Origin of the sequence: Citrobacter sp. CK188 (genome assembly GCF_030333525.1) — a bacterium.
Classification (GTDB): domain Bacteria; phylum Pseudomonadota; class Gammaproteobacteria; order Enterobacterales; family Enterobacteriaceae; genus Citrobacter_B; species Citrobacter_B koseri.
In genome coordinates, this window is record NZ_JAOWFU010000029.1 from 1 (window position 1) to 13,530 (window position 13,530).

Here is a 13,530-nt window from a genome sequence, read left to right on the forward strand (position 1 = left end):
GACTCGCTTCGCTCGCCCTTCGGGCCGTCGCCGCTAGCGGCTCCGTTGTCTCACTACGTTCGACCCGAACCTGCTACAGGTTCGAATCATAAATATTGCGCATAGCAAAAAGGCGCCTTTAGGGCGCCTTTTTACATTGGTGGGTCGTGCAGGATTCGAACCTGCGACCAATTGATTAAAAGTCAACTGCTCTACCAACTGAGCTAACGACCCGAAGTGGTGGGTGATGACGGGATCGAACCGCCGACCCCCTCCTTGTAAGGGAGGTGCTCTCCCAGCTGAGCTAATCACCCACTTCGGTACTTCATTTTACTGCAAGAAATCCAGCTGGCGAGAAAGTGGTGGGTGATGACGGGATCGAACCGCCGACCCCCTCCTTGTAAGGGAGGTGCTCTCCCAGCTGAGCTAATCACCCACTTCTCAATTTCTTGCTACACGGCGGAGACTACATAAAGTAGTTGGTGGGTGATGACGGGATCGAACCGCCGACCCCCTCCTTGTAAGGGAGGTGCTCTCCCAGCTGAGCTAATCACCCCCGCTGTGTGGAGTCGCATTATAGGGAGAGTTGAAAATGAGTCAACGCATTTTCTAAAGAAATTGTCCGTTCGTCGTAAATTTAAACAAAACGATCGCGAATTACTCCGTTCAGCATGATTTGTATACGAAAATCGCAAAGCGTGATGTTCCAACCCGAACAACATTGAGGAATCAGACCACGGTGATAGAATACCAGCCTGATAATCTTTCCCGGATTTGCCGGTTGTCGGCATCTTTAATAAACGTAAGGCCATTTCATGAAAATCAAAACTCGCTTCGCGCCAAGCCCGACAGGCTATCTGCACGTCGGCGGCGCGCGTACTGCTCTTTACTCCTGGCTTTTTGCACGTAACCACGGCGGTGAGTTTGTGCTGCGTATTGAAGACACCGATCTCGAACGCTCCACGCCGGAAGCTATTGAAGCCATTATGGATGGTATGAACTGGCTGAGCCTGGAATGGGATGAAGGCCCGTATTTCCAGACCAAACGTTTTGATCGTTACAACGCGGTGATTGATGAGATGCTGGAAGCGGGTACGGCATATAAATGCTACTGCTCCAAAGAGCGTCTGGAAGCACTGCGCGAAGAACAAATGGCGAAAGGCGAGAAGCCGCGTTACGACGGCCGCTGCCGTCATGGTCACGAACATCATTCTGACGATGAGCCTTGCGTTGTGCGTTTTGCCAACCCGCAGGACGGCTCCGTTATTTTTGACGACCAGATCCGTGGGCCGATCGAATTCAGCAACCAGGAGCTGGACGATCTGATCATTCGTCGTACCGACGGTTCCCCGACCTATAACTTCTGCGTGGTTGTGGATGACTGGGATATGGAAATCACCCATGTGATTCGTGGCGAAGACCATATCAACAACACGCCGCGCCAGATTAACATCCTGAAAGCGCTGAACGCGCCGGTTCCGGTGTACGCGCACGTTTCCATGATCAACGGCGACGACGGTAAAAAACTGTCCAAGCGTCATGGCGCGGTCAGCGTGATGCAGTATCGTGACGACGGCTACCTGCCGGAAGCGCTGCTGAACTACCTGGTGCGTCTGGGCTGGTCCAGCGGCGATCAGGAGATCTTCACCCGTGAAGAGATGATCAAGCTGTTCTCGTTGAATGCCGTGAGCAAATCCGCCAGTGCGTTCAACACTGACAAACTGCTGTGGCTGAACCATCACTACATCAATTCTCTGGCGCCGGAATATGTGGCAACGCACCTGCAATGGCACATTGAGCAGGAGAATATCGATACCCGTAACGGCCCGCAGCTGGCTGAACTGGTGAAACTGCTGGGCGAACGCTGCAAAACACTGAAAGAGATGGCGCAAAGCTGCCGCTATTTCTATGAGGACTTTGCTGAGTTCGACGCGGATGCGGCGAAAAAACACCTGCGCCCGGTCGCGCGTCAGCCGCTGGAAGTGGTGCGTGATAAGCTGGCGGCCATCACAGAGTGGAGCGCAGAAAACGTACACCATGCAATTCAGGCGACAGCCGATGAGCTGGAAGTGGGGATGGGTAAAGTCGGTATGCCGCTGCGCGTTGCCGTCACTGGCGCAGGCCAGTCTCCGGCGCTGGACGTCACGGTGCATGCGATTGGTAAATCCCGCAGCATTGAGCGCATCAATAAAGCGCTGGCTTTTATCGCGGAACGTGAAAATCAGCAGTAAGGTGTATTAACCGTAGGCCGGGTGGGGGTTGCGCCGCCATCCGGCCTGTTGCCCGATGGCGTTGCGCTTATTGGGTCTATGATTCATCAAGACCCAAACGGGCGAGAAAACCGCGTATGCCTTCTCGCGACAGAAACTGCGCCAGTTTTTCCTGCTCTTTGGACGACATGTTCTCTACGGCATCAATAATCTGGCGATAGGCGTGGCTGCGCACAACGTGGCTGTATTCGGCAAGCGGCTCCTCCGCCTGATAAAACGCAGAATGGTTGCGGAAGGCAGGGATGTTAAGAATAAATTCCTGTACGCGAGCATCAATGTGAATGAGCCTTGCCCGACCGCCTTTTACGCCCGGAAACTTTTCAGTTTCCCATCCTTGTTCTCTGATCCACCGATTAACGGTTTGTCTGGCGACGCCAAGGCACTCCGCCAACTCTTCGGTCGTCATTTTGCTGCGTAATTTTTTCATATTATTTGCTATCGCGAATCCCTAAGCGTTGTAACAAACCGGTAATCCCTTCACGCAAAAGCAAAGACGTAAAGTGCTTCTGTTCAGATGGCGTCATCTCTTTGGCCAGCGTGACCAGCAGCGATTCAAGAGAGGTATCGCTGGTTAACGAAAAGGATTCCGATGCTCCCTCCGCAGAACGCTCGGCGCTGCGGATATATTCGCGAACCTGCTCATTAACGTGTACCAGCCGGGCTTTTCCTCCCTGTACGCCTGGTTTGGGCGACGTCGTCCAGCCTTCCTTGCGCACCCATTTGTTGATGGTTTGTCGGCTGTAACCGGTCAGATTAGCGAGTTCTTCTGGCGTCATCCGTTCCTTGAACATAACGATTCCCTGAATAGTCGTATGGTTAATTAGCGGTTCACTTTATAGCATCATTTTAGTTGAAACCGTGACGCGTTTAACTACTAAATGCGAGTTGTTACGCAATGTTCTTCATTTGCCTGCTTTTTCAGCGATTGAATTTGCCGGTGGCATTTTGCCGTTGACACATGCGAAGGGAATTCATATGATGCCGCCCGTCAACTCGACAAGCTTTACGTGACGGGGCTATAGCTCAGCTGGGAGAGCGCTTGCATGGCATGCAAGAGGTCAGCGGTTCGATCCCGCTTAGCTCCACCAAATTTGAATCCCAACAAATCTGGTACGTAAAAGCATCGTGGGGCTATAGCTCAGCTGGGAGAGCGCTTGCATGGCATGCAAGAGGTCAGCGGTTCGATCCCGCTTAGCTCCACCAAAATTTGAACCCTCGCTGAAAAGCGGGGGTTTTTTGTATCTGCGTTCCCGCCATTTTTGTAATACAGTTTCAGTAAGCGTCAATACCTTTGTATCAAATGAAAGAACGTGTAAGAGCGCCTGATATCAGGCCTGTGCAGGTTTGCTTCGCGTCACGAATAAACTTATTATTTGTGTGCCTTATAGCGTGACTGATGAGAACAGGGAATCTATGCAGGATAAGCATAACTTACTAAAAAATATAAAAATATTTATCGTTTCTTTGACGCTATCCATTGTCGGCATACAGTTCTCCCGCTCTATTTCTCCGCTCGCCGTTGTCGATGACAGCTCTATTTTCCTGGCCTGGCTGCCGCTATGCGTCATGTTTTCCGTGCTGTTCTTATTTGGCCGACGCGGTATTGTCCCCATCATTTTAGCGATGATGGCGACCAATCACTGGAACCTTCATCTCCCGTTAATGCAGGCAGCGGTGCTGTTATTTTGTCAGACCTTTTCCGTATTGGGCATTTGCGGGATTGTCCGCTGGCAAGTGGGGGCGCGCTGGCGTCATGGATTGCCTGACAGGAATATCTGGTTGCGTATCTTCTGGCTCGGGTTTGTCGCGCCGGCGGGCATCAAAGCCAGCATGTATCTCGCGGGGCATTGTCTGGACTACCCTGTTGCGATATCAACATTCTTTGGTACGGCAACCATTATTTATACCATCGTGGATATTCTGAGCCTGATTTCAGCGGTCCTGATTTTCACTATGCTCTTTTATTATCCTCTGCGGATGATAATCAACCCGCGCTATTGCCGCATTTTCTGGCGCAGGGACATTGCGCCGTATCTGGTCAAAGAGAAGCGTCTGTTTACCCTGACCTGGATCTCCGTCGTCGTGGCGCTGATCGTTCTGATGTGCGCGCCTTTTGATGCCGACTATATTGCCGGTTATCTGGTGCCCGTCTTTTTTATTGTTTTTACGCTCGGTGTGGGCAGGTTGAGTTATCCGCTGCTGAACCTCAGCTGGGCCATCTCTGCGCTGTGCCTGCTGGTGTATAACCGGAATTTCTTGCAGGGCGTCGGCTCCGAATATTCACTGGCCTTTATCCTCTCTGTTCTCATCTCCTTTAGTATTTGCTTGTTGTATATGGTGTGTATTTATCAACGCAGCGAATGGTTGAACCGACAGTGGCATGGTCAGGCGTTAACCGACCCGTTGACGCGCCTTCCTAACATTCGCGCGCTGGAGCAATTTTTGTTGCAGGGAACAGGGCAAACGGTTTGCTGCCTGCGGATGGAAAACCTGGAATTTTTGAGTCGACATTACGGCATGCTGATGCGCGTTCATTGCAAACGCTCGGTGTGTCGAATGCTGCAACCGTTCCTGCAAGAAAACGAGAGCGTATTTCAGGTGCCAGGCAGCGAATTGTTGTTAGTGCTTCGCGGCCCTGAGACGGAAGCCCGCCTGCAACATATGGTTAATCTCCTCAATAGCCGTAAAATTTACTGGAACAATACCGGGCTGGATATGGAATACGGCGCCGCGTGGGGCGCTTACGACGGCAGACAGGAGACGCTACAACCCCTGCTGGGGCAGCTTAGCTGGCTGTCGGAGCAATCCTGCGCGAACCACCGGGTTATGGCGCTGACCCAAAGTCTTGAGGCAGTCTCCGATCAGACGACGGAACGGGTATTACTGCTGCAAAAGGTTCGCAAAGCGCTGGAGAACGGCGATCTGGTTTTGTACGCGCAACCGATTCTCAACGCGCAGGGGAAAGGGTATGCGGAGGTTCTGGCGCGGCTGAAAAGTGATGACGGCATTATGACGCCGGATCGGTTTATTCCACTGATTGCCCAATTTAACCTCAGCGCCCGCTTTGATTTACAGGTTGTGGAGGCCCTGCTGCGATGGATAGCTACCCATCCGACGACAGCGCCGGGCGCCCGTTTCTCGGTCAATTTAATGCCGTTGACGTTACTGAATAAAGAGAGCGCATCACGCATTATCGGCCTGTTCAGGCGTTATGGTATTACGCCAGAAAGCGTGATCATCGAAATCACCGAAGAGCAGGCGTTTTCCAATTCTGAAATCAGCACGCAGAATATTGCGCAACTGCGGAATTTCGGTTTCAGGATAGCCATTGATGATTTTGGTACGGGATACGCGAACTATGAACGTCTTAAACGCCTGCGGGCAGATATCATCAAGATTGATGGTTGCTTCATAAAAGACATTATGACGGACTCTCTGGATGCGATGATCGTGAAATCAATTACCGATCTCGCGAAAGCGAAATCCTTATGCGTGGTTGCCGAATTTGTCGAGACGCCGGAGCAGCGGGAATTACTCTTAAGCCTGGGCGTGAACTATCTACAAGGTTATCTGATTGGGCGACCGCGCCCGCTGGAAGCGCTACAGCTATAAAAAAACCGGGGAACATGTCCCCGGTTGCGCGTCGTAAGGCCAGATGAAGGCGTTTGCGCCGCCGCCTGGCGATACCGTAATTACAGCACCAGCGCTGCGATAGACGCAGACAGTACGCTCACCAGCGTTGAGCCGTACACCAGTTTCAGACCAAAACGTGAAACCACGTTGCCTTGCTCTTCGTTCAGACCTTTAATCGCGCCGGCGATAATCCCGATGGAAGAGAAGTTAGCGAAGGAGACCAGGAATACAGAGATGATGCCTTCCGCGCGCGGAGAGAGCGTAGAGGCGATTTTCTGTAGATCCATCATGGCGACGAATTCATTAGATACCAGTTTGGTCGCCATGATACTGCCTACCTGAAGCGCTTCATTCGCCGGAACCCCCATGACCCAGGCCACCGGGTAGAAGATGTAACCCAGAATGCCCTGGAAGGAGATGCCCAGAACGGCCGCGAACAGGGCGTTCAGCGCCGCGATCAGGGCGATAAAGCCAATCAGCATCGCCGCAACGATAATCGCGACCTTAAAGCCCGCCAGAATGTATTCGCCCAGCATTTCGAAGAAGCTCTGACCTTCGTGCAGGTTAGACATCTGAATATTTTCTTCGCTGGCTTCGACGCGATACGGGTTGATCACTGACAGAACGATAAAGGTGCTGAACATGTTCAGAACCAGCGCCGCAACGACATATTTCGGCTCCAGCATGGTCATGTACGCGCCCACGATAGACATGGATACGGTAGACATTGCCGTTGCCGCCATCGTGTACATACGATTGCGGGACATTTTGCCGAGGATGTCTTTATACGCGATAAAGTTCTCAGACTGGCCCAGAATCAGGGAACTGACGGCGTTAAATGATTCCAGTTTACCCATCCCGTTGACTTTGGATAAGAGGAAACCAATCGCGCGAATCACAACCGGCAGAACGCGGATGTGCTGAAGAATACCGATCAGCGCGGAAATAAAGACGATGGGGCAAAGGACTTTCAGGAAGAAGAAGGCCAGGCCCTGATCGTTCATGCTGCCGAAAACGAAGTTGGTCCCTTCGTTGGCAAAACCGAGCAGTTTTTCAAACATCTCGGAGAAACCTTTCACGAAGCCCAGGCCAACGTTTGAGTTCAGGAAGAACCAGGCCAGTAAAACTTCGATAACAAGTAGCTGAATGACGTAACGAATGCGAATTTTTTTACGGTCATGGCTTACCAGCAGTGCGAGTACCGCAACAACAGCGAGGGCCAGGACAAAATGAAGGACGCGGTCCATATTTGCTCCAAATATGAGGCAGGTTTAATTTCCGTGCACATTCTATGCAACAACAATAAAGAAAACGAGATCAAACACACACTATAATAAGGAGCTGTGATGAGATTCAAAATTAGTGATCTGGAATACGTTTCTGTTATGTTTAGTATGGAAGTGAAAAGTTATGTCATTGTGCTAATCTCATACAATTAACAAACAACCTGGTTTTGTTTTTCGACCCTCCCTTGCTGGCCCATAGTCTGGCGCTATCAGAGATATCAACGTTACCCATTAAAATGCACTTGATAATCATTCTCAATAAACATAGCATAAAACATAGCAAAGGCTATGTTTCTGAGGCAAAAGATGACAAACGATCGCGTTGAAAGCAGTAGTGGACGAGCGGCGCGCAAGTTAAGGCTCGCATTGATGGGCCCGGCGTTCATCGCCGCGATCGGATACATCGATCCCGGTAACTTTGCGACCAATATCCAGGCCGGGGCCAGCTTTGGCTATAAATTGCTGTGGGTGGTTGTCTGGGCGAACCTGATGGCGATGCTCATTCAGGTTCTGTCGGCCAAACTGGGGATTGCGACAAGCAAAAACCTGGCGGAGCAAATTCGCGATCATTACCCGCGCCCTGTCGTCTGGTTCTATTGGGTTCAGGCGGAAATCATCGCGATGGCCACCGACTTAGCGGAATTTATCGGGGCGGCGATCGGCTTTAAACTCATTCTCGGCATCTCCTTGTTGCAGGGGGCGGTGCTGACGGGTATCGCCACATTCCTGATTCTGATGTTGCAGCGTCGTGGGCAAAAACCGCTGGAAAAAGTGATTGGCGGATTACTGCTGTTTGTGGCCGCAGCCTATATTGTGGAACTGATTTTTTCGCAGCCAAGCCTGGCGCAGCTGAGCAAAGGGATGATCATCCCCAGCCTGCCGAACTCTGAGGCGGTATTTCTGGCCGCCGGGGTGCTGGGCGCGACCATCATGCCCCACGTTATCTATCTGCATTCCTCTTTAACGCAGCATCTGCACGGCGGCTCCCGGCAGCAGCGCTATGCCGCCACCAAATGGGATGTGGCGATAGCGATGACGATTGCAGGGTTCGTGAACCTGGCGATGATGGCGACCGCTGCCGCCGCGTTCCATTTTAGCGGACATACCGGTATTGCCGATCTTGATCAGGCGTATCTGACGCTGGAACCGCTGCTTAGCCATGCTGCGGCGACGGTGTTCGGCCTGAGCCTGGTTGCGGCGGGGCTCTCTTCCACCGTGGTCGGTACGCTGGCGGGGCAGGTTGTGATGCAGGGATTTGTTCGCTTCCACATTCCGCTGTGGGTACGCCGCACCATCACGATGATACCGTCGTTTATCGTTATTCTTATGGGGCTCGATCCAACCCGAATCCTGGTGATGAGCCAGGTCCTGCTGAGTTTCGGCATTGCGCTGGCGCTGGTGCCGTTATTGATTTTTACCAGCGATCGCACATTGATGGGCGATCTGGTGAATACCCAATGGGTCAAGTACATCGGCTGGATGATTGTGGTGCTGGTGGTGGCGCTGAATATCTGGTTGCTGGTAGGAACCGCGCTGGGGTTGTGATTTGAAGGCCGTGTAGTCAGGGAAGTTAAGAGAAATGGTTGAATCGGTATTGCTGATAAAAACACAATTCGAAAATAGCCCCGTTTGAACGGGGCTATTTTTAATGACGGTGTCCGTGACCCCGGCCAGGGTGGTGGTCGCGATCGCGCCAACCTTCGCGGTAGCCGCGTTCATAGGCTTTGCGCTTATCCCAGCCGCGATGATAGCCATTATCGTGTCGCCACCAGCGATTTTTACGCCATTCATAATGGTGGTGCCAGTAATCCCGGTCGCGCCAGTATCTGCCGTCCCAGTAGTTACCGTAATTATCGCGATCGCCAATTTGTAATTTTATCGATGGCAACAGGGTGATTTCGCCAGCGTTCGCGGCAAGCGGTGTAAAAGCCAATAAGGCTGCCGCCAGAATCAGTGACCTGAACATTCTTTTTCTCCTTCACGATCGAGCCGTAATCGGCCTGTTAACGCAATATTACGGGGCGGTAAAGCCCCGTTTCATCGCCTTAACTCTTAAATCATGAGTGAGAGCACTTTTTGCTAAAAAGTGATTATTGGCCGCCTTTCAGGATTGCGTTGATTTCTGCGCATTCGGCGGGAGAAAAATGACGATTCGCCAGCATCCCCACGGCATCTTCAATTTGCGCGGTCTTGCTGGCGCCAATCAGCACTGACGTCACTTTGTCGTCGCGCAGCACCCAGGCCAGCGCCATCTGGGACAGTTTTTGCCCCCGACGTCCGGCCAGCGCATTTAACTGGCGCACTTTTTCCAGTTTCTCTGGGGTAATCTGATCCGGGTTAAGGAAGCGGCTTCCGCTGGCGGCCCGGGAATCAGCCGGAATGCCGTTGAGATAACGATCGGTTAATTGCCCGCCCGCCAGCGGTGAAAAGGCGATACTGCCAACGCCTTTCTCCTGCAATAATGCCAGCAAGCCGTCTTCGACCCAGCGCTCAAACATCGAGTATTTGGGCTGGTGAATCAGGCACGGCGTGCCCAGGTCGTCCAGGATCTCAATGGCCTGTCTGGCCAGATCCGCCGGATAGTTGGAAATCCCGACGTACAGCGCTTTTCCCTGACGAACAATATGATCCAGCGCTTTCATCGTCTCTTTGAGCGGCGTTTCCGGGTCAGGGCGGTGGTGATAGAAGATATCGACATATTCCAGCCCCAGACGTTTCAGGCTTTGATCGAGGCTGGCTATCAAATACTTGCGCGAACCCCAGTCACCGTAAGGGCCATCCCACATGGTATAACCCGCTTTAGTAGAAATGATCAGTTCATCGCGCCACGGTAAAAAATCTTCCTGTAGGATACGGCCAAAATGGCGCTCTGCTGAACCTGGCGGCGGGCCGTAATTATTCGCGAGATCAAAATGGGTAATTCCCAGATCAAAAGCACGCTGTAGCAGCGCCCGGCTGTTCTCTACCTGAGTGGTATCACCGAAATTGTGCCATAGCCCAAGTGAAATGGCGGGGAGCTTTAAACCGCTCTGACCGCAGCGGCGATACTCCATTGTCTGGTAGCGATTTTCATCGGCCCGATAAACCATGTTGTTGCCCTCTGAATGACGTGAGTTTCCAGTGTATACGTTTACACAGATTGTTATTCAATGAGATTACACCGTGAAAAACTGTAAATCCTGCTTTCCACCCCTTTTGCAGCAGCTTTTCTGGACAGCTATCACAGTTCTTTAATACTCAACATGAGGTTACCGTCAGAAGGATAGCTGTCATGCAAACCCCATACTCCGTTGCGGATTACCTGCTGGACAGACTGGCAGGCTGCGGTATCGGGCATCTTTTTGGTGTGCCGGGCGATTATAATTTGCAGTTTCTTGACCATGTGATTGCGCATCGTGACGTATGCTGGGTAGGGTGCGCGAATGAGCTGAATGCCGCCTATGCGGCTGATGGCTACGCCCGGTTAGCCGGGGCAGGGGCGTTGTTGACCACTTTCGGCGTAGGGGAGTTAAGCGCGCTTAATGGCCTGGCGGGAAGCTACGCAGAGTACGTTCCCGTGCTGCATATTGTCGGCGCGCCATGCAGCGGCGCACAGCGGCGGGGCGAACTGATGCATCACACTCTCGGCGATGGCGACTTTCAGCATTTTTACCGTATAAGCCAGGCTGTAACGGCCGCCAGCGCCGTGTTGAATGAACAGAACGCCTGTTATGAAATCGACCGCGTATTACGCGAAATGCTGACGGTGCGCAGACCCGGCTATCTGATGTTACCGGCGGATGTGGCAAAACGACCTGCTGTCCCTCCTGTAAACGTTCTCACACCTGACCGTGCCGAAGGGGAGAATGACACGGTGGCGGCGTTTCGCTATCGCGCGCGCCAGCGGCTGATGAACAGCCCGCGCGTGGCGCTGCTGGCAGACTTTCTCGCTCTGCGTTTCGGCTTGCAGCCGGTTTTACAACGCTGGATGGCGGAGACGCCAATAGCGCACGCGACGCTGCTCATGGGCAAAGGGCTGTTTAATGAGCAGCACCCGAATTTTGTCGGTACATACAGCGCCGGAGCCAGCAGTGAATCGGTGCGTCAGGCGATTGAAGAGGCTGATACCGTTATCTGCGTAGGCACCCGGTTTGTTGATACGCTGACGGCGGGTTTCACACAGCAACTGCCGCAGGAATGCACGATTGAAATCCAGCCGCATGCTTCGCGCGTTGGGAATAGCTGGTTCAGCGGTCTGTCTATGGAGCAGGCGGTCACTACGTTGCGCGAGTTATGTCTGGAACTTTCATTTTCGCCTCCTCCGACCCCGGCGCATGCGCCCGGCGGCCATATTGAGAAAGGGGCGCTGACGCAAGAAAACTTCTGGCATACGGTACAGGCGTACCTGCTGCCGGGCGATATTATTCTTGCCGATCAGGGAACCGCCGCGTTTGGCGCGGCGGATCTTTCACTGCCTGCTGGCGCGGACGTGCTGGTGCAACCGCTTTGGGGATCAATCGGCTATGCTTTGCCCGCTGCCTTTGGCGCGCAAACCGCCTGCCCGGAACGGCGAGTGATTCTGATTACCGGAGACGGCGCGGCGCAACTGACGATTCAGGAACTGGGGTCGATGATGCGGGATGGACAGTCGCCGGTCATTCTGCTGCTCAATAACGATGGCTATACCGTGGAGCGCGCCATTCATGGGGCGAACCAGCGTTATAACGATATCGCCGGATGGAACTGGACGCAGGTTCCGCAGGCGCTCAGTGCGAACTGTCAGGCGGAGTGCTGGCGGGTAACGCAGGCTATCCAACTGGAGGAAGTGCTGGCGCGCCTGAAATCCCCGCAGCGGTTTTCGCTGATTGAGGTCGTGCTGCCAAAAGCCGATTTGCCGGAATTGCTGCGTACCGTCACCCGCGCGCTGGAATCGCGCAACGGGGAGTAAACGCGGTGGCCGGTTATCTGTCGTGGCGGTTGACGGCCATCATCGGTTTGCCTGCCAGCAGGAGCCAGGCGGGAAGCATAACGATGCACAACAGCGGAAGCAGGGTGGTGTCCGGTACGACGACTGCGGCCATAAACAGACTCAGCCAGCCGTCACGGGTTACGACCAGCATCAGCCCCAGAATTGCGCATGAGACGGTAATTGCCGCCGGAACCGCTTCAACATGCGCGTGCAGCATCAGACCCAGCGCCACGCCTACAAAGACCGCCGGGAAGATACGCCCGCCCCGGAAACCGCAGGCGGCGGCGATAACCAGCGCACCCAGCTTAACGATCGCCAGCATAAAGTAGTCCGTGGCGCCCAGCGTCTGGCTGAACGCCAGCTGCTGCATCTCGTCCAGTCCTTTAAAGAGGGTCAGCGGCCCGCCCAATACGCCCAGAATCCCCAGCATAAAACCACCGATACCGAGAATAAGTACCGGATTTTTCAGACGATGCACCAACGTATGCAGACGTGGTAAACACCATACCGCCACCATACCCGCCGCAATCGCAATGGCTGCTACCACTGCGCCGCTGAAAATATCGCTCAGCCGCATTTGCGTGTAGTGCGCAATCGGCAAGGAGAAGTGCGGATGGAAGAACAGGCTGGTGGTTAACGATCCCGCGGCTGCCGCCATCAGCGGAGCGAACAGACGATCCCACAAGGGCGTGTCGTCAGAGCTGTTCAGGGTTTGCGAGAAAATCAGCGCAGCGGCGACAGGGGTGCCGAACAGCGCGCCGATAGTGCCTGCGGAAGCCAGGATCGTCCAGTCCAGCGCCCCTATGCGTGGGAAAAGGCGCGCGCCGATAGCGACGGCCAGCGCGATATTCACCGCCATAATGGGATGCTCCGGCCCCAGGCTTACTCCACCTGCCAGGCCGAGAATGAGCGCGATCAGCAGGCCCGGAAGCGCGACAGGGTTCATCGGCGCGCCGATCAGCGGTTCGGTCGCCGGGTCCGGGCCTGCATGCCCAGGGCTGTAGCGGATGACAAGCCCGACCATGATCCCGGTAAACGTGAGCATGCCGATAATCCAGACGGGGGAATCATGAGCAATGCCCAGGCCGACGGGGATTTGCTCCCACAGCAGGCGCTGTAAAACGGAGGCGACTTTCATCACGGCGATCAATACCAGACTGGAGGCAATGCCAATAATGAGTGCGGGAAGCGATAATAACAGCATCGTTCTGGCTCGCGGATGGAGCATGATCTATTCCTTAATACTGAGTCATATGCTTAGTTTGCACAGCCTGCCCGACGGCATCGCTGCAAATGGTGCTGAAACGATAAAGTAATTATGTGATGCAGATCGATATTTTTGGGGAGCTCGCCTTTCGACCGTTGTTGTTATGCCCCCATGAATTTACAGTGTGGCAAAGATTTATTCTGACTT

The 13,530-nt window shown here is 53.6% G+C and carries 11 protein-coding genes and 6 tRNA genes; 7 read left to right on the forward strand and 10 right to left on the reverse strand.

From position 1 onward, the window contains the following. Positions 1 to 137: 137 nt before the first annotated feature. The 4 genes from OGV67_RS05390 to OGV67_RS05405 all read right to left on the reverse strand — a co-directional run bounded on the left by OGV67_RS05390 (position 138) and on the right by OGV67_RS05405 (position 535). Positions 138 to 213: transfer RNA gene (locus tag OGV67_RS05390), tRNA-Lys, on the reverse strand. Between the two features lie 4 nt (positions 214 to 217). Then, positions 218 to 293 (reverse strand) — tRNA-Val (locus OGV67_RS05395). Between the two features lie 46 nt (positions 294 to 339). Continuing rightward, positions 340 to 415, reverse strand: a tRNA-Val gene (locus tag OGV67_RS05400). 44 nt (positions 416 to 459) lie between these two features. Further along, a tRNA-Val gene (locus OGV67_RS05405) sits at positions 460 to 535 on the reverse strand. A gap of 259 nt (positions 536 to 794) precedes the next feature. Here OGV67_RS05405 and gltX point away from each other — a divergent pair. Then, on the forward strand, positions 795 to 2,210 hold the full coding sequence (gene gltX, locus OGV67_RS05410; RefSeq protein WP_047462188.1) for a glutamate--tRNA ligase: 1,416 nt from the start codon (positions 795 to 797) through the stop codon (positions 2,208 to 2,210). 76 nt (positions 2,211 to 2,286) lie between these two features. Here the strand turns inward: gltX and OGV67_RS05415 are convergent, their stop codons facing one another. Together OGV67_RS05415 and OGV67_RS05420 are read right to left on the reverse strand one after the other, a co-directional pair. Continuing rightward, complete coding sequence (locus tag OGV67_RS05415; protein ID WP_012131383.1) at positions 2,287 to 2,676, reverse strand: MerR family transcriptional regulator; 390 nt, start codon at positions 2,674 to 2,676, stop codon at positions 2,287 to 2,289. A gap of 1 nt (position 2,677) precedes the next feature. After that, complete coding sequence (locus OGV67_RS05420) at positions 2,678 to 3,040, reverse strand: YfeC-like transcriptional regulator (protein ID WP_012131384.1); 363 nt, start codon at positions 3,038 to 3,040, stop codon at positions 2,678 to 2,680. 221 nt (positions 3,041 to 3,261) lie between these two features. Here OGV67_RS05420 and OGV67_RS05425 point away from each other — a divergent pair. From OGV67_RS05425 to OGV67_RS05435, 3 genes are all read left to right on the forward strand, one after another. Next, positions 3,262 to 3,337: transfer RNA gene (locus tag OGV67_RS05425), tRNA-Ala, on the forward strand. 39 nt (positions 3,338 to 3,376) lie between these two features. Beyond that, positions 3,377 to 3,452, forward strand: a tRNA-Ala gene (locus OGV67_RS05430). 210 nt (positions 3,453 to 3,662) lie between these two features. Further along, positions 3,663 to 5,861, forward strand: coding sequence for a sensor domain-containing phosphodiesterase (locus OGV67_RS05435; protein ID WP_115614584.1), 2,199 nt, complete (start codon positions 3,663 to 3,665; stop codon positions 5,859 to 5,861). Between the two features lie 80 nt (positions 5,862 to 5,941). Here the strand turns inward: OGV67_RS05435 and nupC are convergent, their stop codons facing one another. Beyond that, entirely contained in the window at positions 5,942 to 7,129 is a 1,188-nt protein-coding gene (nupC, locus tag OGV67_RS05440; protein WP_012131386.1) for a nucleoside permease NupC, read from the reverse strand. Positions 7,130 to 7,404: 275 nt separating this feature from the next. Between nupC and OGV67_RS22140 the strand changes: the two genes are divergently transcribed. Together OGV67_RS22140 and OGV67_RS05445 are read left to right on the forward strand one after the other, a co-directional pair. Then, positions 7,405 to 7,494: a hypothetical protein gene (locus OGV67_RS22140; protein ID WP_418222348.1), complete on the forward strand. Its 90-nt coding sequence runs from the start codon at positions 7,405 to 7,407 to the stop codon at positions 7,492 to 7,494. Beyond that, positions 7,475 to 8,713: an Nramp family divalent metal transporter gene (locus OGV67_RS05445; protein WP_115614586.1), complete on the forward strand. Its 1,239-nt coding sequence runs from the start codon at positions 7,475 to 7,477 to the stop codon at positions 8,711 to 8,713. Before OGV67_RS22140 ends, OGV67_RS05445 begins: the two co-directional genes overlap by 20 nt. Before the next feature lie 100 nt (positions 8,714 to 8,813). Here the strand turns inward: OGV67_RS05445 and ypeC are convergent, their stop codons facing one another. Then, positions 8,814 to 9,134: a DUF2502 domain-containing protein YpeC gene (ypeC, locus tag OGV67_RS05450; RefSeq protein ID WP_024130138.1), complete on the reverse strand. Its 321-nt coding sequence runs from the start codon at positions 9,132 to 9,134 to the stop codon at positions 8,814 to 8,816. Between the two features lie 124 nt (positions 9,135 to 9,258). Beyond that, positions 9,259 to 10,257: an L-glyceraldehyde 3-phosphate reductase gene (gene mgrA, locus OGV67_RS05455; RefSeq protein WP_286465075.1), complete on the reverse strand. Its 999-nt coding sequence runs from the start codon at positions 10,255 to 10,257 to the stop codon at positions 9,259 to 9,261. A gap of 182 nt (positions 10,258 to 10,439) precedes the next feature. Between mgrA and OGV67_RS05460 the strand changes: the two genes are divergently transcribed. Beyond that, complete coding sequence (locus OGV67_RS05460; RefSeq protein WP_115614587.1) at positions 10,440 to 12,095, forward strand: alpha-keto acid decarboxylase family protein; 1,656 nt, start codon at positions 10,440 to 10,442, stop codon at positions 12,093 to 12,095. Positions 12,096 to 12,108: 13 nt separating this feature from the next. Here OGV67_RS05460 and OGV67_RS05465 read toward each other — a convergent pair whose 3' ends face one another. Continuing rightward, positions 12,109 to 13,344, reverse strand: coding sequence for an ion channel protein (locus OGV67_RS05465; protein WP_200073627.1), 1,236 nt, complete (start codon positions 13,342 to 13,344; stop codon positions 12,109 to 12,111). Between the last annotated feature and the right edge of the window lie 186 nt (positions 13,345 to 13,530).

Excerpts from the sequence above, each read along its gene's own strand:
- gltX (WP_047462188.1), top strand. The coding sequence starts at position 795 with ATGAAAATCAAAACTCGCTTCGCGCCAAGCCCGACAGGCTATCTGCAC.
- OGV67_RS05415 (WP_012131383.1), bottom strand. The coding sequence starts at position 2,676 with ATGAAAAAATTACGCAGCAAAATGACGACCGAAGAGTTGGCGGAGTGC.
- OGV67_RS05420 (WP_012131384.1), bottom strand. The coding sequence starts at position 3,040 with ATGTTCAAGGAACGGATGACGCCAGAAGAACTCGCTAATCTGACCGGT.
- OGV67_RS05435 (WP_115614584.1), top strand. The coding sequence starts at position 3,663 with ATGCAGGATAAGCATAACTTACTAAAAAATATAAAAATATTTATCGTT.
- nupC (WP_012131386.1), bottom strand. The coding sequence starts at position 7,129 with ATGGACCGCGTCCTTCATTTTGTCCTGGCCCTCGCTGTTGTTGCGGTA.
- OGV67_RS22140 (WP_418222348.1), top strand. The coding sequence starts at position 7,405 with ATGCACTTGATAATCATTCTCAATAAACATAGCATAAAACATAGCAAA.
- OGV67_RS05445 (WP_115614586.1), top strand. The coding sequence starts at position 7,475 with ATGACAAACGATCGCGTTGAAAGCAGTAGTGGACGAGCGGCGCGCAAG.
- ypeC (WP_024130138.1), bottom strand. The coding sequence starts at position 9,134 with ATGTTCAGGTCACTGATTCTGGCGGCAGCCTTATTGGCTTTTACACCG.
- mgrA (WP_286465075.1), bottom strand. The coding sequence starts at position 10,257 with ATGGTTTATCGGGCCGATGAAAATCGCTACCAGACAATGGAGTATCGC.
- OGV67_RS05460 (WP_115614587.1), top strand. The coding sequence starts at position 10,440 with ATGCAAACCCCATACTCCGTTGCGGATTACCTGCTGGACAGACTGGCA.
- OGV67_RS05465 (WP_200073627.1), bottom strand. The coding sequence starts at position 13,344 with ATGCTCCATCCGCGAGCCAGAACGATGCTGTTATTATCGCTTCCCGCA.